General features: G+C 49.8%; 15 protein-coding genes. 3 read left to right on the forward strand and 12 right to left on the reverse strand.

Annotated features, from left to right (window positions below; genetic code table 11):
* Positions 1-267 (forward strand): hypothetical protein (locus DXD65_RS21345; RefSeq protein ID WP_233556158.1); only part of this gene is annotated, 267 nt, incomplete at its 5' end.
* Between the two features lie 105 nt (positions 268-372).
* On the opposite strand, the gene DXD65_RS17145 is transcribed toward DXD65_RS21345, so the two are convergent.
* The 5 genes from DXD65_RS17145 to DXD65_RS17170 all read right to left on the reverse strand — a co-directional run bounded on the left by DXD65_RS17145 (position 373) and on the right by DXD65_RS17170 (position 7,891).
* The gene (locus DXD65_RS17145; RefSeq protein WP_005825608.1) at positions 373-981 is read right to left on the reverse strand and encodes an HU family DNA-binding protein; all 609 of its coding nucleotides are present in this window, start codon (positions 979-981) and stop codon (positions 373-375) included.
* Positions 982-1,225: 244 nt separating this feature from the next.
* Positions 1,226-1,945: an SGNH/GDSL hydrolase family protein gene (locus DXD65_RS17155; protein ID WP_008661817.1), complete on the reverse strand. Its 720-nt coding sequence runs from the start codon at positions 1,943-1,945 to the stop codon at positions 1,226-1,228.
* A 186-nt stretch (positions 1,946-2,131) separates the two neighbouring features.
* Complete coding sequence (locus DXD65_RS17160; protein WP_008661819.1) at positions 2,132-3,532, reverse strand: TolC family protein; 1,401 nt, start codon at positions 3,530-3,532, stop codon at positions 2,132-2,134.
* A gap of 31 nt (positions 3,533-3,563) precedes the next feature.
* A complete protein-coding gene (locus tag DXD65_RS17165) occupies positions 3,564-6,755 on the reverse strand; it encodes an efflux RND transporter permease subunit (RefSeq protein ID WP_005825618.1) in 3,192 nt (1,063 codons plus the stop codon).
* A 20-nt stretch (positions 6,756-6,775) separates the two neighbouring features.
* Positions 6,776-7,891 carry an efflux RND transporter periplasmic adaptor subunit gene (locus DXD65_RS17170; protein WP_117887830.1) on the reverse strand — a complete coding sequence of 372 codons (1,116 nt, stop codon included), beginning with the start codon at positions 7,889-7,891 and terminating at the stop codon, positions 6,776-6,778.
* Between the two features lie 190 nt (positions 7,892-8,081).
* Here DXD65_RS17170 and DXD65_RS17180 point away from each other — a divergent pair, with 190 nt between their 5' ends.
* Positions 8,082-8,918, forward strand: a complete 837-nt coding sequence (locus tag DXD65_RS17180) for a helix-turn-helix domain-containing protein (RefSeq protein ID WP_009037288.1) — start codon at positions 8,082-8,084, stop codon at positions 8,916-8,918.
* Between the two features lie 90 nt (positions 8,919-9,008).
* Entirely contained in the window at positions 9,009-10,676 is a 1,668-nt protein-coding gene (locus DXD65_RS17185) for a beta-N-acetylhexosaminidase (protein WP_005833489.1), read from the forward strand.
* On the opposite strand, the gene DXD65_RS17190 is transcribed toward DXD65_RS17185, so the two are convergent.
* From DXD65_RS17190 to DXD65_RS17220, 7 genes are all read right to left on the reverse strand, one after another.
* The gene (locus DXD65_RS17190) at positions 10,677-12,185 is read right to left on the reverse strand and encodes an MBOAT family O-acyltransferase (protein ID WP_057098260.1); all 1,509 of its coding nucleotides are present in this window, start codon (positions 12,183-12,185) and stop codon (positions 10,677-10,679) included.
* On the reverse strand, positions 12,172-13,128 hold the full coding sequence (locus DXD65_RS17195) for an SGNH/GDSL hydrolase family protein (protein WP_057256345.1): 957 nt from the start codon (positions 13,126-13,128) through the stop codon (positions 12,172-12,174). The genes DXD65_RS17190 and DXD65_RS17195 overlap by 14 nt, the downstream gene beginning before the upstream one ends.
* Entirely contained in the window at positions 13,091-14,470 is a 1,380-nt protein-coding gene (locus DXD65_RS17200; RefSeq protein ID WP_057256344.1) for an SGNH/GDSL hydrolase family protein, read from the reverse strand. Before DXD65_RS17200 ends, DXD65_RS17195 begins: the two co-directional genes overlap by 38 nt.
* A 123-nt stretch (positions 14,471-14,593) precedes the next feature.
* A complete protein-coding gene (locus DXD65_RS17205) occupies positions 14,594-14,887 on the reverse strand; it encodes a PG0541 family transporter-associated protein (protein ID WP_005825638.1) in 294 nt (97 codons plus the stop codon).
* Positions 14,888-14,938: 51 nt separating this feature from the next.
* Complete coding sequence (locus DXD65_RS17210) at positions 14,939-18,109, reverse strand: efflux RND transporter permease subunit (protein WP_057256343.1); 3,171 nt, start codon at positions 18,107-18,109, stop codon at positions 14,939-14,941.
* Between the two features lie 94 nt (positions 18,110-18,203).
* Entirely contained in the window at positions 18,204-19,220 is a 1,017-nt protein-coding gene (locus DXD65_RS17215; RefSeq protein ID WP_016271985.1) for an efflux RND transporter periplasmic adaptor subunit, read from the reverse strand.
* A 37-nt stretch (positions 19,221-19,257) separates the two neighbouring features.
* On the reverse strand, positions 19,258-20,616 hold the full coding sequence (locus DXD65_RS17220) for a TolC family protein (protein WP_005825645.1): 1,359 nt from the start codon (positions 20,614-20,616) through the stop codon (positions 19,258-19,260).
* Between the last annotated feature and the right edge of the window lie 24 nt (positions 20,617-20,640).

The raw sequence follows: 20,640 nt of genomic DNA on the forward strand, positions 1-20,640 counted from the left end.
GCGGGTGCAAAGGTAAGGACTTTAAAGCATAACTTCCAAATGTTTCGGAAGTTTTTTTTCATTTTTCTTTTCCAAGGCCGAAGTTCCGAAAGAAACCTATGGCAAAGAAGAGAAAAATGGAAGCTTACCGCTCCGTTTTACTGTCAGAATGTCAAAACATCGCCGCCTTCGTTCCCGAAAGCGGATGCAAAAGTAGGGCTTTTACGGACATCTGCAAAATATATACAAGCTTTTTTTGAGGGTTTACGTGAACTTTTTCATAACTAGCTGATTGATAGATATGTTTTAAAGCATATTTTTTAAAGGGAAAGAAAGGCAGGAAGGAAGGGGACACATTATATATATACGCGCGCGCATCGGAATATACTAAGTTCACCCCTTGACATAGACCACTGAACGGCCGGCACCACGCTTGCGAATCACGCCGGAATCGATAAATGTCTGCAAATCCCTCGAAGCCCGGCGGGCGGTGACATGGACAAGGCGGGAATATTCTGCACGAGTAATACAGACATTAGCTTCCAGAAAGTCCATCATGCTTTTTTCACGGGCAACCATGTCGCCCATTGCTTTCGGTTTATCCGGGAAAAAGCGTTTATCCGCACGTTCCAACTCCATCTTACCTGCCACATAACGTTTGAATTCGATGCCGGGACGGAATTTCACCGTGGACATCTTGACCGACTCCGCACGTACTTCTTTCTTATTCATCACCGGATGGGTACACTTCAGCGTGGTGCTGAAGAAGCCAAGTCCCTCTATCTCCACCGTATAGCCCTTTGCCAGCCAGTCTCCAAGCGTAGTGGTGATGGCTTGCACAATACCCACAACCATGGCGTGGGGCATATGTTCTTCACGAAAAACCCGTTCCATGAACTCTTTACCAGAAATGGTTCCCTTGGAACAGACACGGGCATGCAGCGACTTCGGTTCCTCGCCTTCGGGGACAGGCGTTTCATAAAGGTCATAATAAGCACTCATAAAATAATTTAAATTAATGGTTTATAGAGAATTGAGGGAAACTTGCAGCAAACTTGGGGAAGAAATGTTCTCGAAATCGGCAGAAGCTGGCAGTAAAGGTACTAATTATTTTTCTTGCCACAAGGATTTTACTTTCTTTCCACTGCCGTATTCTTTTCTTTCCACAGCTGTGGAAAGAAAAGAATACGGCAGTGGAAAGATTAGCATTTAGGATAGAAAAGGATAACTCCCAATGAGTCTGTCCTTAGTTCTTGGCAGGCAAAGAAACAGAAGCCTCCAATATCGGGGAGACAGACTCCCAAACCTGAGCATCGATACTCTGCATTCCTTGCACAGAAGGATGCCCCCATTGTTTATCAATGTCGTGCAAACGAATATTCTCGATGCCATAGTGCCGGCAAATTTCATCCATGGAATCAGTTACCTCTTCGGATAATTCAGAATTGGTAATATTATAAATCCTGGCCGCAGGATAGAGCTGCTTGAGAGATGCAAGCAGATAGCAAAAGGCAGGACGGAAGCTATACAAATCGGCTTTCGTCCAGCCATCATATTGGTATACGCCAATGGGAGCACCTGCCCAACTGTCATTGGTACCGCCAAAAACAAGGATTATGTCGGGGGTGCCGAGGTTGTGAATACGGGTGATAAAAGAACGGTCGGAGTAATCGGCTTTCTCGTAACCGGTATGACAGACGGTGGAGCCGGAATAGGAATTGTTGCGTTCCAACTGAAAGCCGTGCTCATGGATGAAACGGTACCACCAGGTTTCCTCCACCTTTGTCACATCATTCTCTTTCTTTTCGCCGGGAACTCCATACCAGCAGAGATTGGCGGCAGGAGAGACATGACCGTAAAAAGTGGAATAGGAATCGCCAAGAATAGAAACTTTCTTTTGAGCAAACACCCCTGATATAAGGGTCAGGGAAAAAACAACCAGAAAAAACAAGGATTTGCAGTTCATAATAGATAGATTTTTATGTCGTATGCCGCAAAGTTATAAAGTTTGTCCCGGTTTGACGGCAAGAAACCGTAGTTTTTTTGCCATAGCCCGCTTATATGAAAGCCCCTCTACCATCGGATTCCCACAAAAAAAGGAAATGCCGGATTGATAGAGGGGCGAGAGAATGAAGATGAGAAAGAGTATATTTTACTCCCGCCCTCCACCGAGGGCTTGATAGAGGTTGATGATACCTTGTATTTCATCAAAGCGGTCGGCTACCTGTGTCAGTTGGGCAGAGAGTAGCCCCTGCTGGGCAGTGAGCACTTCCAAATAGGTGGAAGTGCCGTGTTGCATCAGTAACCGGGTGCTGCGGACGGTAGTTTCCAGTGAAGTTATCTGCCTTGCGCGGAGCTCCGTCTTTCCACGGGCTACCTGCACTTGGGTCAGAGCATTGTTCACTTCGCTACCGGCATTGAGCAAAGCTTGCTGAAAAGCGAGCCTGGCTTCTTCCTGCTGTGCTTTGGCTATCTTGAGCTGTGCCACGTTCAGCCCTTTGTTGAACAAGGGTTGTGTCAGCGAACCGATGGCGGAGAAGAGTAGTTTTCCTGGATTGACAATCATGCTTCCTGCCGAGTTGGTCCAGCCAGCTGTACCGCTCAAGGTGATGGAGGGGTAGAAAGCAGAACGGGCGGCATTGGTGCTGTAGAAAGCGGATGCCAGCGAGAGTTCGGCACTTTTCACATCGGGACGGCGGGAAAGCAATTGCAGAGGTACGCCCACCGCAAGTTCCTGCGGGAACTCCTGCCCCGCCAACCGGCCACGCTCAATGGTGCCCGGAACATCGCCCAACAGAATGGAGAGACTGTTCTCCACTTCCTTTACCTGCTGCCGGAGGTCGAGCAGCGAAGCTTCCACCTGACGACAGTTGGCTTTGGATTGCGAGACACTCGCCTCGTTCGTCATGCCTGCAGCCATCATGGCTCGCATGGTGCGTACACTTTCGCGCCAACTGGCGGCTGTTTCTTCGGAAATGCGGTATTGCTCGTCGAGCATCAGCAAGGTGTAGTACAGATTGGCCACATTAGCTATCAGCGAAGTGCTGACGGCTTGTTCGTACTCCAAGCTTTGAAGGTAGAGCGCTTTGGAACGGCGTTTGGCATTGGTCAACTTACCAAAAATATCGACTTCCCAACTTGCCGAGGCAATGCCGGAATAGGTCCACGAGCCTTTGGAATTGTCGAAACTGCTGACGCCACCCTGCGGAGTGAGCATAAACGAAGGCAGGTACGAAAGTTTGGCCGACATCAGCGTGGCTTCTGCCTCCTTGATACGTTGTTGGGCGGAAAGCAGGTCAGTGTTGCCTTGCAAGGCTTGTTCGATGAGCGACTGTAATTGCGGGTCCGTAAAAAGCTCGCGCCAGGAAAGGGAAGCGATGGAGGTAGTGTCCGATGCCGCAAACAGACTCAGGCTATCCAGACTTTGCCCGTCCAAATCGTGTCCATAAAGTCCATCGGTCGTGATGTCCTCCGGGCGCTGGTATTTGGTATAGATGCCGCAACTGGTCAGTACCAAGCCGGCGACAGCTAATAATATGAATTGTTTCTTCATTATTTTTTTATGTTAGTTACGCGATAATGTACTAATGTGATTCTTCTATCTCCTTCCGGCTTACTTTCATCTCTTCCTCAATCTGCCAGTCGCTCGTCGGGACGGATTGGGCAGGACGAAGCCGCTCCTGCAACCACTGGAAACTGATGAACAAGACAGGAACAATGAACAGCAGCGCCAATGTGCCGATGAACATACCACCGACAACACCCGTACCCAATGAACGGTTACCGTTGGCTCCGACACCCGTGGCAACCACCAAGGGGAAAAGGCCGAAAATCATCGTCAGTACCGTCATCAGGATGGGACGGAAACGCGCCTTTGCCGCACTGACGGCAGAAGCAATCAGCCCCATTCCCGCTTTACGGCGCTCGGCGGCATACTCCGTCAACAGAATAGCGGTCTTTGCCAACAGACCTATCAGCATGATAAGTCCCGTCTGTAAATAGATATTATTCTCCAACCCGGCTATCCTGGCAAAAAGGAACGACCCCATCAGGCCCGCAGGAACGGCCAGGATAACGGCAAACGGAATCAGAAAGCTCTCGTAAAGCGCACTCAGAATCAAGTAAATCATCAAGATACAGATACCGAAGATGATGACTGTAGTACCACTCTGCTGGCTTTCCTCGCGGGTGATGCCACCAAAGTCATAGCCATATCCCTTCGGCAAGGCTATCTCCGCCGTTTCTTGTACGGCACGGATGGCGTCACCGGTACTGTATCCCTCAGCAGGCATGGCATTCACGGCAATGGAGTTGAACATGTTGAAGCGGCTCAAGGACTCGGCACCGTAGGAACGGGTCAGCGTAACGAACTGGCTCAACGGAGCCATCTCACCGTTGGACATGCGCACAAAGGCATTGTTCAGTGAAGCCTCATCCAAACGGAACTTCGGGTCGGCCTGAATCATTACCTTGTAAACTTTGGAGAAACGGTTGAAGTTGGAGACATATTGCCCGCCATAATAGCCCGACAGTGTGGACAACACCTGGTCGGGAGTAATCCCGGCACGTTTGCACTTGGAAGCATCCACCTCGACGGTCCACTGCGGATAGCGTACATCGAACGTGGAGTATGCCATCGAAATTTCCGGACGCTGGTTCAGTGCCGCCAGATACTGCTGGGTGGTCTGGAAGAAGGTGTTCATATCCCCTCCCTGCTTGTCCTGCACATTCAAGTCCAGCGCATTACCCATACCATAGCCCGGAATCATACCCGGAGCAATGGCAAAGACTGTAGCATCCTTAATATCCGCCGTGCGAGCGTATATCTGGTTGACGACTGCCTGCACCTGGTCTTCCTTTGCCGTACGCTCGTCCCAAGGTTTCAGCTTCACGATAATCATACCGAAAGAATTTCCCTGCCCGGACAGCAGACCATAACCGGCAACTTTCTGCAAGTGCAATTTCTGAGGAAGGTCTTCCAGACGCTTCTCCACGCGGTCTATAATGTCATTTGTCGTCTTGAGCGAGCTACCCGGAGCGGTGCTAACGTTGACAAACAACGTTCCTTGGTCCTCGTCGGGCACCAGTCCGGTCTTGGTGGTATTCATCAGGAATACCAGCAGCACTACCGAAAGTGCCAGCAACGACCAACCCAGCCAGCGGCGCTTGATGAACAGCAGCACTATCTTCTTATACTTCTCGACCACCGCCTCGAAAGCCGTGTTGAATGCCTTGCGGAAGCGCGAAGCAAAATTATTCTTCTCCGTTCCGTCCTCATTGATATAAGGCTTCAGCAGCAAGGCACAAAGTGCGGGACTGAGTGTCAACGCATTAATCGCCGAAATGCCAACGGCCACCGCCATCGTCAGCCCAAACTGGGTATAGAACGTACCGGAAGTCCCTCCCATGAACGATACCGGAATAAACACCGCCATAAACACCAGTGAAGAAGTGATAACCGCGTTGCTGATGCCCTTCATCGCATCGATACTTGCCATGTAGGAGGACTTATAGCCCACATCAAACCGTGCCTGCACCGCCTCCACCACGACAATGGCGTCATCCACCACCGTACCAATCACCAATACCAGCGCAAACAGCGTAATCAGATTGATACTGAATCCGGCAACGGACATGAAAGCAAACGTACCAATCAGTGAAACAACGATACCTACCAGCGGAATCAGCGTAGAGCGGATGTCTTGCAAAAAGACATAAACCACCAGGATAACCAGGATAATAGCCTCAATCAGCGTTTTCACCACTTCGTGGATAGAGGCGAAGAGGAAATCGTTGCTGGACATCATCTGGGTAAGCTCCACGCCTTTCGGCAAGTCCTTGCGTGCTTCTTCAAGGAGCCGGTCAATCTGCCGGTTCACTTCCGTGGCATTGGAGCCCGCGGTCTGGAACACCATGCAGGAGATACCGGGATGTCCATCCATGGTACCTTTGTAGGCATAACTGTCCTTACCCAGCTCTATATCGGCGATGTCCTTCAGTTTCAGCACCTCGCCGTCTTCGGTAGAACGGATGACGATGTCGCCGAACTCCTCAGGAGTAATGAGGCGTCCCGTATATTTCATGGTATATTGATACGTCTCATCCGAGTTCTCACCAAACGACCCGGTGGCCGATTCGATATTCTGCTCTGCCAGCACAGCCGTCACATCCGAAGGTATCAGCTTGTACTGCGCCATGACATCCGGTTTCATCCAGATACGCATGCTGTAGTCACCACCCATAATCATCATATCGCCCACACCGGAGATACGGAGAATCTGCGGCTTCAGATTGATACTGATATAGTTGGCAAGAAAGTTCTCGTCATAGCTGTCATCAGGGCTATATAAAGAGAACATCTGTAAGATACTGGTCTGCCGCTTGCTGGTGGTGACACCCACCTGGGTTACTTCGGCAGGAAGCTGCCCCGTAGCTTTGGACACACGGTTCTGCACATTGACCGCCGCCATGTCCGGGTCTGTACCCTGCTTGAAGTAAACAGTAATGGAAACCGACCCTGCATTGCTGGCGGTAGAAGTCATGTAAGTCATGTCCTCCACACCGTTGATGGCCTCTTCCAACGGAGCGATAACACTTTTCTGAAGGGTTTCCGCACTGGCACCATAGTAAGTGGTGCTCACCATGATGGTGGGCGGCGCAATGTCGGGATATTGCTCAACGGGCAAGGTGAACAATCCGATGATGCCCAGAATGACAATCGTAATGGAGATGACTGCCGAAAAAACGGGGCGTTCTATAAAAGTTCTGAGGTTCATATTCTATCGGTTAAAAATTATCATTCATTCGTTTTGGGTTGGACGGAGGTACCTTCACGCAGCAAACCCACGCCTTCGGCCACAATTGTGTCCCCCACTTTCAAGCCACTCTCTACGATATATTCCTGACCTCCATTCACACGGGTCACTTGCACGGGAACTGATTGCGCCTTGCCGTCAACTACCTTATATACATAGACCTTGTCCTGTACTTCGTAAGTGGCACTCTGGGGAACAACGATGCAGTTCTCTTTCCGTACCGGGATGATGACGTTGCCCGAACCGCTACTGGTCAGCAATCCCTCTTTATTGGGGAACACGGCACGCAGGCTGACTGTACCCGTAGAGGTATCAATTACACCACTGATAGTTTCTATCTTACCTTCTTGCGGATAGACAGAACGGTCATTGAGCTGTAATTCGATAGAGTCCATCTCTGCCAGCGCCTTATCCTTGGAGCCGTAGCGGCGGGTGAGGTCAAGCAACTGATTCTCTGTCATGGAGAAATAGACATACATATTAGAATTATCGGATACGGTCGTCAGTGGTTTGGGCAAACTGGCGCTGACCAACGTCCCCACCCTATAAGGGAGCGTACCTACCATTCCATCTGCCGGACTCTTCACTTCTGTATAAGAGAGGTTATTGGCGGCATTCACCTGCTGCGCCTCGGCTTGGGCCAACTGGGCTTTCGCTGTCAGCAGGCTGTTGTAGGAAGTCTTTAAGTCAAACTCGGAAATCACCTTCTGGGCATAAAGCTCCTTCTTGCTGTCATATGTCAGTTGCGAAGTGGCCACGCCGGCACGGGCAGCTTCCACATTGGCTTCTGCTGTGCGCAAGGCTGCCAGATAGGGCACCTGGTCGATAATAAACAAGACTTGCCCCCGACGCACGGTCTGTCCTTCCTCCACACAAAGTTTGGTGAGTGTACCGGACACCTGCGGATAGATGTCAATGTCCTGCCGTCCGCGGATGGCTGCGGAATAAATTGTCTGCAGTTCTTTGTCGGTAGTCGAAATAGTCATCACCTGATATTCCGACTGGGGTTGCACGACAGGCGCGCTGCCGCAGGCTGCCAGTGTTGCACTACAGATGACGGTCATCATCTGTTTCATCATACTCTTTTTTGTTATCATACTTTTTATCTTAAAAAAATAATACGTCGGCTTTCTCTTTCATTTTTTAAGCCGGCAGCAAAGGTATGCCGTTTTTGAACAACCATTTGTTTCATTGAAGGTACACGACTGTTCATTTTCGGAACATGCCATTTAACAATCCAAAAAGAACTCGTACCTTTGTAACCGCAAATCATAAGCAATCTAACATATGAACCCATTACTGACTACCAAACAAGAAACGTTCAGAGCCGGAACAGACAAGCTGGAATTCTTCCGGGAACGTCTTCTGAAAATGAACAATGGAGCACTGATGTTCTGCACCCGTGGAGAAGCAAATATCACAATAGATTTAAGAAAATATCATATTGTACCCAATACGCACATTACGCTGCTTCCAAGTTCCATTATTTCACTGACAAGTGCGAGTAAAGATTTCCTGGTGGACTTCTTTGCCTATTCCGAGACAATGTTCAAGACGGCATGCTTCCGTTTAGAGCCGCCCTTCATACATTTTATAAAGGAGAATGCATGCTATACGCATACCGAAGACGAACCGGTTCGTGCTATCACAGGACTCATCACGGCAAGCAATGCCATCTACCGCGATTCTGAAAATCTGTATCGCGAAGCCATTGCACAAAACCTGCTGCAAATTTTCTTTCTCGACACCTACGACAAGGTTCAACGTTACTTTACGGAAGAGCAAATCAATGGCAGTAACCGGAAAGAAGAATTGTTCAAAAAGTTCATAAATCTGGTACATACGTACTGTACTACCCAGCGGGATGTCGCTTTTTATGCTGACCAACTCTGCATTTCGACCCGCTACCTATCTGCCATCACCAAACAAGTGGCAGAAGATTCTGCCAAAGAAATCATTGACGAAAACCTGATATTGGAACTGAAAATGGCACTGCAATCCACCGGCATGTCACTGAAAGAGATTGCCGACAAATATCATTTTCCCGACCAGTCTTTCTTCGGACGATATTTCAAGAAACACACGGGAATGTCACCCAAGGAGTACAGAGCAAAGAAGAACTGAGGTATGAGCATGCATTTATCCCCTTCTCCTCTGCCTCTTTAGTATTTTTTTAGTATATTTGTCAGACACTAATTTAATCAGTTCAATACCATGAGAAAACTTACACACATGCTCCTTGCAGGCACTCTCATCCTGGCCTGCTCTTCATGCGGAGTAGAAACAACAGCCAACTATCAAGTCATTCCCCTGCCCCAGGAGGTTGCCTTGAGTCAGGAATCCCCCTTCAACCTGAATGACGGTACCATCATCGCCTACCCCGAACACAATGAACTTTTGAAACGCAATGCCGAGTTTTTGGCCGAATACATCAGCCAGTCCACCGGCCACACCCTCCAGACAGAAGCCCTTGCCCCGGGGAGCGAAGCGCCCAAAGGCGCCATCACATTGGGACTGGATCCGGCCATCGGCAACCGGGAAGGCTATGTGCTGACCGTCAAAGCCGACCGGGTGACCCTAAACGGACAGACCGAGAACGGGGTGTTCTACGGTATACAAACCCTGCGTAAATCAATCCCCGCCGAAACCAAAGCCACCTCTATCCTATTGCCTGCCGGCAGCATCCAGGATGAACCCCGCTTCAGCTACCGGGGCATGCACCTCGATGTGGGCCGCCACTTCTTTCCCATTGAGTTCGTAAAAAAATACATAGACTTGCTGGCACTTCACAATATGAATACCTTCCACTGGCACCTCACCGAAGACCAAGGCTGGAGAATAGAAATAAAGAAGTATCCCAAGCTGACGGAAATTGGCGCCTGGCGCGACCGTACCGTTATCGGCCGGAACACCGAAGAGTATGACAACACCCGGTATGGCGGTTTCTATACGCAGGAGCAAGCCAAAGAAATCGTAAAATATGCCGGGGAGCGCTATATCACGGTCATCCCCGAAGTAGACCTGCCCGGACACATGCTTGCCGCACTGGCCGCCTATCCCGAAATGGGATGTACCGGTGGACCGTATGAAGTGTGCCCACGTTGGGGCGTATTCGAGGATGTGCTGTGCATCGGCAACGAAAAGTCCATGCAGTTCCTCGAAGATGTCATGGCCGAAATCATTGACATATTCCCTTCCAAATACATCCACATCGGCGGTGACGAAGCTCCCCGCACCCGTTGGGAAAAGTGTCCCAAATGCCAGGCACGTATCAGAACCGAAAAATTGAAAGCCGACAAGAACCATACTGCCGAAGACCGTCTGCAGAGCTATTGTATGACACGTATCGAAAAGCTCCTCAATAGTAAAGGACGCCAGATTATCGGCTGGGATGAGATTCTGGAAGGCGACGTCGCCCCCAACGCAACTGTTATGTCATGGCGTGGCTCGGCAGGAGGAATCAAGGCGGCCCAACTGGGACACGACGTGATAATGACACCCAATGACTATTGCTACTTTGATTATTACCAAAGTGAGGATACCCGGCACGAACCATTTGCCATCGGAGGCTTTGTCCCATTGGAGAAAGTATACAGTCTGAATCCTACCGCCTCACTGACCGAAGAACAAGCTAAGCACATACTCGGCACACAAGCCAACCTTTGGACAGAATACATCCCGACCAGCGAACAGGTAGAGTATATGGTTCTCCCCCGTATGGCCGCCCTTGCCGAAGTACAATGGACACAACTGGAAAAGAAAGATTATACAAACTTCACTACCCGACTGGCCGGACTCATCGGCCTCTACCGGAGAGACGGGCTCAACTACCGGGAACCCTTCCGACAGCAGGCAGACTCCACAGCGACCGAGAAGAAGTAATCAGAACTGGAAATAGATAAACGGCTGTATCTCCGAACTTTTCATCTGAATGACCAGATAGATTACAGCAAGCATCAGTACCGCCTTTCCCAACAAGGGGAGGCGGATTACTGTTTTTGTGCAAGCACGTTCCCAACTGTCGGGCACAAAATGCAGCAGATAGCCCAATGCCATCAGTGCAAACACTTCCCAATAACCCTCTACCAGCTGCGGGAAGAGTTGCGGACGGAAAGTAGTGAATATCTGCTTCAGCATATCCATTGATGTGGAGAACTCCGCATTACGGAAGAATATCCAGCAGAAACAAACAAAATGGAAAGTGACAAGCACTCCGAAGAAGCGGTGGATGCCATGGCTCTCCGTCCCCTTCTTACGCCCGGTAAGCGTCATCCAGAACTTATGGGCTGCAAGCGCAACGCCATGCATCATTCCCCAAAGTACAAAATTCCACGAAGCGCCATGCCACAAGCCGCCCAGGAACATGGTAATGATGAGATTGGCATATTGGCGGATTTTCCCCTTCCGGTTGCCTCCCAAAGAAATATAAAGGTAATCGCGCAACCAGCTGGAAAGCGAAATATGCCACCGCCTCCAAAATTCCGTAATGGAAGCGGACTTATAAGGGGAATCGAAATTGATATTGAAATGGAAGCCCAGCAACAAGGCAATGCCGATAGCCATATCACTGTAACCGGAGAAGTCGCAATAAATCTGCAAGGCATAGCCATAAACACCCATCAGATTCTCCACCCCCGAATAAAGAGTAGGATTATCAAAAATACGCTCTACAAAGTTAACGCTGATATAGTCCGATATAACCGCTTTCTTGAAGAGCCCACTCACGATGAGGAAGATTCCACGTCCGAACATCTCATTGGAGACAAACAGCGGGCGGCGGATTTGCGGAATGAAATCACGGGCACGTACAATAGGACCCGCCACCAACTGGGGAAAGAAAGAAACATAAAAAGCATAATCCAACAAACTGGTCAGAGGCGTTATCTGGCGACGGTACACATCTATCGTATAGCTCAACGACTGAAAAGTGAAAAAAGAGATGCCCACCGGAAGGAAAATATCCATTGTCGTGAACGTGCCTCCCGTCAGCGAGGCAAAAGTTTCGCCCAGAAAATTGGTGTACTTGAAGTAACACAACAATCCCAAATTGATGAACAGACTCAACACAACCCATGCCTTACGTAGCCAGGGAATAGCCTCGCGTGCCATCAAGCGTGCAATGAAAAAGTCACAGACCGTCACCAGTCCAAGCAGGAAGAAATAAGTGCCACTACTTTTATAATAGAAGTAATAGGAAAACAAGGTGACAAACAGCAAACGCGCCGTCGTCCGGCGTTGCAACAACAGATAAACCAATATAAAAGCGACAAACAGCCAGAGGAAAATACCACTGCTGAATATCATCGGGGCTTGCGGGTCATAAGTGAAGACATCGCGCAAACGGTCCAAGTCTATATTCAATCCGGATAAAAATTCGTCAATATTCCACATAATCGTTATAAGCTTTTAACAAGGCCTGGTAGAACAGCTCGCCTTGCAGGCGGTAACCGTCCGGCAAATAGTGTACATGGTCCGGACGCATCAATCCGGCTTCCTGCCAGTTGAGGCAGGCACGGTGGGTACCGCCAAGTATTTCGTACATGTCCCATACCGCCAATCCGTTTTCATCGGCATAGCGGCGGATGGTCTGCACGGCAACGGCAGTACGCGGATTAATCTTATAGGTCCGACGACGGCGACGCTGCCGGAAACTCTCGTAAGAGCCCGGAGGAGTGGTCATCAACATCGGTACATTCGGCAGTTTCTCGCGAAGCATGCGTACAAGGTCGTCCATCTGGCGATAGTGCAGCATTGTATTGTAACGGCGGTTATGGCTTTCGTTCGTCCCGAAGGAAAGAATAAGCAGGTCGGGATGCAGAGCCGCAATATCAGCAATACGGTCCAGACGGGTGAAAGTAGTACAAAATGCACCGTTGATACCTACATCGGTATAAGAGACTGCCCCGAAAGTGTCCTGCATCAACGCACCGGTGGTACGGGGGAAGATATGGCCGCGTATATGGCTGTCGCCCACATGTACGATGCGAAGCGTATCAGCGGAAGCGCCCAGCCGAGACAGACGCAACTTCTCCCAGAAAGGATTAAGAATACCCAGACTGTCGGTAAGTACATTCTCCTTCATTTGCCGGAATGCGGCGGGAAAAGTTATCAAAGGGACAGACACCGTATCCGTACGTTGGGAATAGAGGCAGAGAGTATCACAATCCGCTCCACCGGCATGACACGAAAGGCTGCCTGGCAGTATGTCCTGTGCATGGAGCGGCCGTATCGCCGCAATCAGCACCAGCACCGCGCAGCAAATCGTACATCGTAAATCGTACAATCGTGAATCCTCCTTATGGCTCCTCTTCATAGTAGGCCCTCCTTCTGTCATACTGTTCCTTGCCATAAATCAAAGACTCATAAAGTAACCCCGCAAGATGCTTTCCACCACGGAAGTTGATGTGCGTATAATCATAATTGGCCAATGACGGCTTGGCATGCACCATGTCTGCCATACTGCCTTCCCCACCCATGGCCTCGAACATGTTCCAAAAAGCGACAGCCTCATCCGCCGCCAGATTCTGCTGATAACGAACCAGGTTCCTGATGCCGGGCATGGTACGCAATTCGCCTTCTTCGGTCTTATAGTCACGGTCGCCCACGCTGACTATGAGGATGGCAGCTTGCGGAAAGGCTTCCTTGAGATGCTGCACCGTTGTCTGCATGCCCGCAATGTACTTGTCGTAATTCCGCCCACGCTCCGTAGCCACATTCAGTCCGTACTGCAGGATTATCAAATCGTAAGGGCGCTGTTCGTTGAACTCACGCATCATCCACACGGGAACAGAACGGAGGGAGAGGCCGGAGCTGCCACGCAATGAGAAGTTGTCGAGCACGATGCCCGAAGTGCCGTCCATGGCAAGACCATAGAACAAGGTGGAATCTGCACTCTCCACCGTCCAACGGACGGAACCGATATTTCCCTCTACCGTCATTTCCTGCAAATCGCCAACCGGCTCAAAAGTCTCGGTAGTCGCTTCGCCGCGATTGACGCGGACAGAAAGGGTGGTCGTGCCGCGGTTATAGAAAAAGATACTGGCACGCCGGCAAGTATCCAGACGGGAAGCATAGTTCTTCTGCCCCCGCAGTTCCACATAAGCACCGGTATTCGGAATAAAGTAATGTCCGGAGACTCCCTGCTTGCTACGGTCGAAGAACACGGAGTCCATGACAGAATGGCTCTGCCATCCGCTGAAGGAGTGACGCACCGTAGGGCGGAAACCGCTGGTCATGGAGGTGATGGTGACAAAACCTACTCCGCAACCGCCATATCTTTTCTGGAGCATCTCACGCAAATCGGCTGTCAGAATATCCGCTTCGATAAAGGAGTCGCCGAAGTAGGCGATACGAACCGGACGGGGTGCTTTGGCAAGCTCGTCGAGCGCCTGATAGAACCGCGTCATGCCACGCATGGTAGAATCGCTGTAATCTTCAATGCACGTCATGCCCGCACGGCAGGTGTCCACAAAGGCGGGCTTCACCTTCGGGGGCGGAGGCAGCAGGCTGTCCGGCTCACTCACCGGCTTGGAAGGACGACGCACGTCCCCCAAGATATCCACACGCCTCAGCACACGGCCACCCATCGTAATACTTGGCAACAGATGCATCAGCAACAATGCACCCCATACGATAAACGCCAACAGACCCGTATATTTCAATGAATTCTTTTCCATACCTAATGTGCCCGCAAAGATATAGATATAGGTTGAAAAAATCTCTCCGGACAAAAAAGAATTATCCCCAAAGAAACAAGATTTTTTCTCCGGGGATAACGGTTATAGACAGAGCAGACCCGATTAAATGGTCTGTTCGATATTCCAAACAAAAGCACGGAGTCCGAGTTGCTCGGTCTCCTTGTCCATCCGGTGGAGCGCTTCGAGCAACGGAGCCACCTTAGCCTCATCTATGATAGTGATGATGGCGGAACACATACTGGGCCAGGCATGGCTGCCATAGTGCGGTTCCCCCGTCTTACTGCCACGCCCCTGTACTTGCTGCCAATAGCTGAAGCCGCGGCAGTTGTGGCGGTCAAGCAATGCCATGATACGTTCAAAGAACGCTTGGTCGAATGTTATAAATACTGATTTCACGCTATATAATGTTTAGTGATTAATGTTTAATGATTAACGGATAATGATTAATCATTGTTTACGTGGTTTCGTCATCTTCTCCTTATGCAACTGGTAATAATCATTCAGCTCACGGTCTTTCTTAATCTTCTTACGCGTGCGGCGGATACCAACACCTGCAAACGAGCAATAGAGTACGGGGACAAGAATCAATGTCAGAATGGTAGATACCGTCAGACCGCCAATTACGGCAACACCCAACGGACGCCACATCTCGGCACCTTCACCCTGCCCTACAGCCATCGGCACCATACCGAGGATAGTGGTCAGCGTAGTCATCAATACCGGACGCAAACGGCTGCGGCCTGCCGTGACTACAGAGTGAAGCACCGCTTGACCACGTTCGCGGCAAAGCGTGATGTAGTCGATGAGTACGATACCGTTCTTCACCACAATACCAATCAACATGATTCCACCCAAAAGCGACATCACATTCAAATTGGTTCCCGTAAAGAATAATGCCATCAACACACCGCTGAATGCAAATGGAATGGAAAACATGATGATGAACGGATAGCTCAAAGACTCAAACTGAGCTGCCATCACAATGAATACGAGAATAACAATCAATACAGCCAGCGTTCCCAAGTCGGAGAATGAATCCTGTTGGTCCTCATACGAACCCGAAATCTGGATAGAAGCACCACTTGGTAAGTCCATCTTATCAATTATAGCATTACCATCGGCCACCACATCGCCCAAAGGTGCTCCCGAAATAACCGCAGATACAGTAACAATACGCTCACGGTCTTTACGTTCGATGGTAGGAGGAGCAGAACGCTCGACTACTTTGCCGAGGTCTTTCACGCGGATACCCTCACCGGAAGGCGTATAAATAAGGATGTTCTCCAAATCTTCAATCTTTGTACGGAATTCGGGAGCGTAACGCACACGGATGTCGTACTCGTCACCATCTTCGCGATAATAAGATGCCAAAGCACCATTTACACGATTACGCAGATAGTTGGAGGCAGTAGAAAGATTCAAGCCATGCAATGCCAGCTTCTCACGGTCAAAGTCCACCTGATATTCGGGCTGATAATCCTGACGGCTGATGTTCACTTCACTCACACCTTTCACCTGCAACAATTTCTCTTTCAGTTCGGCTGACACTTTGTCCGTAGCGGTGAAGTCGTAACCATAAACCTCAAAGTCGGCACTTGCCTGGGCGCTCATGCCGCCTGTGCTACCGCCCAGAATAACCTGCGCCTTGTCCAATTCGGGATACCCCTTCAAGTCCTCACGCATTTCGTCGCAAACGGTTTCCAGTGTCACGTCACGGTCTCCCGGACTCACCAGACTGATATTGAAACTAATGATATGACTACCGTTGTCCTGCATGGAAGCAAACGTATTGTCAGAGTCCGCCTGCCCCACAGTGTAGTTGCAAACTTTCATCATATCTCCGTAGCGCGTCATCCACTTGTTTGTCAGTTCCGAAGCCAATGCTTCCGCACGCTCCACACGGGCCCCGATGGGCAACTGAAGGTTGATACCGATGCGGCTATTGTCTGCTGCCGGGAAGAACTCGGTACCGATGTACTTGGCACAGAACAGACTTGCCACAAAGAATGCGGCACAGCCTGCCATAACCGTCAGACGATGGCGCACAGCCCAGTTCAACCGGTTCTGATACCACACGTCAAGACCGTCCAGCGCACGCTGAATCGGCGTATAGAGCGTAAGGAACATCTTACTCTGCTTTTTCTGCAAACGCAGAAGCTGCGCACACATCATCGGGGTGAATGACAAGGCTGAAACTGTGGAAACCGTCATAATCACACACATCATCCATCCCAACTGACGGAATAACACACCGGACATACCACTTACCATCGTCAATGGGAAGAATACCGCAATCATAGTCAGCGTAGATGCAATTACGGAGATGGCCACCTCGTTCGTGGCATGTATCGCTGCCTGCTTCGGTTCGGAACCCCGTTCAATATGGGTCGTTACATTCTCGAGTACCACAATGGCGTCGTCCACCACGTTACCAATAGCAATAGAGAGACAAGAGAGCGAGATGATATTCAGTGAACCGCCGTCGATGATACCCAGATAGATGAACGAGGCAACCAGTGACATCGGTATGGTGATACAGATGATGACCGTGGCACGCCAACGCCCCAAAAAAACGAACACCACCAAGATAACGAACAGCATAGCGTACATAATGGTTTCCTCCAAGCTGTCTATCGTATTCAAGATGTTATCGGAAGTATTGACAATGATCCCCAGCTTCACATCGCTCGGCAGTGACTTCTGCAACTGTGGCAACATATCAATTACCTTCTGCGAAATGGCTACAGAATTGGCACCCGATTGTTTCTGCACCACAATCATAGCGCCCTGCACACCGTTGCTATACGTCTTCTGTGCACGTTCCTCCACAGAGTCCACAACTTTTGCCACATCGCGCAGATAGACGGAAGCACCGTTGTGCGTACCTACCACGATGTTCTCCATCTCTTTGGGATCCTTGAACTCACCTTCCACACGCAGCGAATAGGTATTGCTACCTACATCAAACGTACCGCCCGGCGTATTCCGGTTTTCGGCACTGATAATAGAGCTGATAGTTTCTACAGAAAGGTTGTAGGCATCCAGTTTATTGGGGTCGCAATATACATTGACCTCACGCTTGGGGGCACCCGAAATGGACACCGTACCGACACCGGGCACACGCGCCAAGGGATTCGCCACGTTGTCATCCAATATTTTGTAAAGAGCCGGCTGGCTCTCCTCCGCCTGCACGGAGAGCAGCAGGATAGGAATCATGTCCGTACTGAACTTGAAGATGATGGGAGTTTCGACCTCATCGGGCAGCATGGAGCTCACCATGTCCAGTTTATCACGCACGTCGTTCGTCAGCACGTCTATGTCATACCCATACTCAAACTCCAGCGTAATCACGGAAATATTCTCCGACGAACGGGAAGTGATATGCTTCAAGTTGCTGACCGAATTCAGCACGTTTTCCAACGGACGGGTCACGTTATTCTCGATGTCCGAGGCACTGGCACCCTGATAGGTCGTCATCACCATAATGGTGTTGGTCTCGATGTCCGGATAAAGGTCTACCGGCAATTTCGACAGAGAGAACAGACCAAATATAGCCACTGCCAGGAAGCAGAGCGAGGTCATAATCGGTTTCTTAACCGCTCCTTCGTATAAACTCATAAGATTAATTCTTTAATTTGCCAATGTGCTAATATGCTAATTGGCTGCGCAATGTAGCTACATCGGCACATTAGCATATTATCACATTACCATATTATTTTTCTACTTCGACTTCCACACCATCGGCTAATTTAGACTGTCCGGCAATAACAACTTGAGAGTTGTTGTCTACACCGGAAATCAACTCATACTCCGTATCCATACGACGGCCAAGCTCCACCTTATTATAAGACACCTTGCCGTCCTTGTAGACATAGACATAGCGGTCGCCCGAACCGGCACGCTTCACAATGGCCAGGTCGGGAACAACCACGTGGTCCTGTGTCCCGAAGTTCAGCGTGGCGCGGGCAAACATTCCCGGACGTACGCGCTGGTCACGGTTGACAAGCTGTATCTCTACCGGGAAAGTACGGGTAGCCGGGTCGATGGTAGGATAAACAAGGCTGATTTTGCCTTCGAACTCCTCGTCACCATAGACATCCACTTTCACGGATACGGGAGCGCCCTTCTTCACTTTGGTAAAGTAGCCTTCGGATACGTTGATGTATAGTTTTACCGGAGTGATTTGCTCCACTACCAGTACCGGTTCTCCACCGCTATACATATCTCCGTTATCGTAATTGCGTGCCGTCACCACCCCGTTAATGGGACTGAGCAACGAGGTGTTCTCCAAGAGATTCTTATAGGAAGTCTCACGGATGTCGAGATTCATCTTGGCGGCATCCCACTCCGATTTGGAGGCACCGCCTACCTTATACAACTCGTCAATACGCTTGAACTCTATCTGCTGGTTGTCCAGCTGATATTTTATCTGCTTCAGATTGGCAGCATCCATGCTGACCAGCTTCTGGCCTTTCGACACGCGGTCGCCCACCTCCACAAAGATGCGGTCTATACGCACCGGAGAAGAGGGAGCAATATTGTTTTTTACTTCGGCTTCCACCGTAGCGGTGTATTCCTGAATCTGTTCCACGGGACGGGACGACACCTCGGCCAGTTTCACCCTCGGCTTTTCGTCCACCTTCTCAGCAGCAGCTTTATCACTACCTCCGCTACATGCCCCCAGCATGGCAACAACCAGCAGGGCCATCCATTGAAAACCTTTTTTCATATCGTTGTTCTTATTTCTATTCTTCATTCTTAGTTCTTCATTCTTCGTTCTCTGCAATATAATCCTTTCCCAGCACTTGGTCAAGGTCAGCCTTCGCTACCAGATAATCATAGATGGACTGATTGTAAGTCAGTTCAGCCTCCGTAAGCTGCACTTGCGATGTGTTCAGCTCCAACACCGTACCTTTGCCTACCTCATAGCGTTTACCGGCAATCTGCACAGCTTTCTGTGCCTGCATCACATTCTCGCGGTTGCTGACAACCTGCTCAGAACTGGCAGCCATGTTGTTCTGATAGCTGGTAATCTGCATGTTCAGCTTTCGCTCTGTGTCCAGACGGTTCTGCTCCAACTGACGTATCTGAATACGGTTGGACTTGAGCTTGGTGAAATTGCTTGCCTTATACAAAGGAATACTCAGCGTAAACATCAGTGCGGAACTTCCGCTCCAATTATAATCGAGGATGTTCCAATCCTCGTTGTAGAGTGACTGGTACTGGTAAGAATAGTTCATACCCAAAGTAGGCATGAAGTTGGCACGGAGTGACTTGATGTTCTGATTGAGCATCTTCCGGTTCAAGTCCAACTGCTTCATCGTCGTATTATTGTTCAGATTGGCAGCGGGCTGATTCAGTTCATTGGCAAACAGCTCCGTCTCATAGTTGCCGAGATTGTCGGCAATCTCTATATCCACATCGGCCGTTACCCCCATCAGTACCTTCAACTGCAACTTGGACAACGTCACGGCATTACCCGCCGAAATCACATTCGGCTTAATGCTGCGCATCTGCACCTCGGCACTGATTTTATCGAACTCACTGACGGCACCCTGCTGATACTTGGCATTGACAATGTTGTAGTTGTCTTCCGCCAGCTTATAGCTCTTCTGCAACACATCGTAGGAGTCTTGCGTCAGCATCAGCTGATAGTAACCCTTAGTTACCTGGTTCACCAAGTCCAGCTTAGAAGCCCGTGACTTTTCCACAGCCAGTTCAATGTCTGTCTTCGTCATCGACATGGCCTTATATACGCTAGGGGCGAATATGGGCAAACTGATATTCAGCACCCCGCTTACCGTATTCGAATTGTCCATACCCATCTTGAACGACTGTCCACCAAGATTCATCTGTGCCGCACTGATGGTATGATTCCACGTACCGTCAATGCTTGCCTGCGGAAGCAAGTTCTGCCAGGTCTCCTTGTGAGTCACTTTCTTCAAAGCAATTTCTTCCTCCGCCACCTTTATGGTAGGATTGTCGCTTAAAGCAATCTCCAAGGCACGGTCAAGGGTCAGGGTCAGGGTATCCTTTGCCTCTTGTGCGCGCACATAGCCGCCGGCATACAGCACAGCAACTGCCAACAGTAGTGCTCTGCCTACCCAAAATCTCTGCATCTTCATAAATCAAAAATAGATTATTTATTA

Source organism: Bacteroides sp. 4_1_36 (assembly GCF_003466325.1).
GTDB lineage: Bacteria > Bacteroidota > Bacteroidia > Bacteroidales > Bacteroidaceae > Bacteroides > Bacteroides uniformis.

Coding starts and splice junctions, on each gene's coding strand:
- DXD65_RS17190 (WP_057098260.1), bottom strand. CDS start 12,185: ATGTGGAATATTGACGAATTTTTATCCGGATTGAATATAGACTTGGAC.
- DXD65_RS17210 (WP_057256343.1), bottom strand. CDS start 18,109: ATGAGTTTATACGAAGGAGCGGTTAAGAAACCGATTATGACCTCGCTC.
- DXD65_RS17215 (WP_016271985.1), bottom strand. CDS start 19,220: ATGAAAAAAGGTTTTCAATGGATGGCCCTGCTGGTTGTTGCCATGCTG.
- DXD65_RS17170 (WP_117887830.1), bottom strand. CDS start 7,891: ATGATAACAAAAAAGAGTATGATGAAACAGATGATGACCGTCATCTGT.
- DXD65_RS17200 (WP_057256344.1), bottom strand. CDS start 14,470: ATGGAAAAGAATTCATTGAAATATACGGGTCTGTTGGCGTTTATCGTA.
- DXD65_RS17180 (WP_009037288.1), top strand. CDS start 8,082: ATGAACCCATTACTGACTACCAAACAAGAAACGTTCAGAGCCGGAACA.
- DXD65_RS17155 (WP_008661817.1), bottom strand. CDS start 1,945: ATGAACTGCAAATCCTTGTTTTTTCTGGTTGTTTTTTCCCTGACCCTT.
- DXD65_RS17195 (WP_057256345.1), bottom strand. CDS start 13,128: ATGACAGAAGGAGGGCCTACTATGAAGAGGAGCCATAAGGAGGATTCA.
- DXD65_RS17220 (WP_005825645.1), bottom strand. CDS start 20,616: ATGAAGATGCAGAGATTTTGGGTAGGCAGAGCACTACTGTTGGCAGTT.
- DXD65_RS17145 (WP_005825608.1), bottom strand. CDS start 981: ATGAGTGCTTATTATGACCTTTATGAAACGCCTGTCCCCGAAGGCGAG.
- DXD65_RS17165 (WP_005825618.1), bottom strand. CDS start 6,755: ATGAACCTCAGAACTTTTATAGAACGCCCCGTTTTTTCGGCAGTCATC.
- DXD65_RS17160 (WP_008661819.1), bottom strand. CDS start 3,532: ATGAAGAAACAATTCATATTATTAGCTGTCGCCGGCTTGGTACTGACC.
- DXD65_RS17185 (WP_005833489.1), top strand. CDS start 9,009: ATGAGAAAACTTACACACATGCTCCTTGCAGGCACTCTCATCCTGGCC.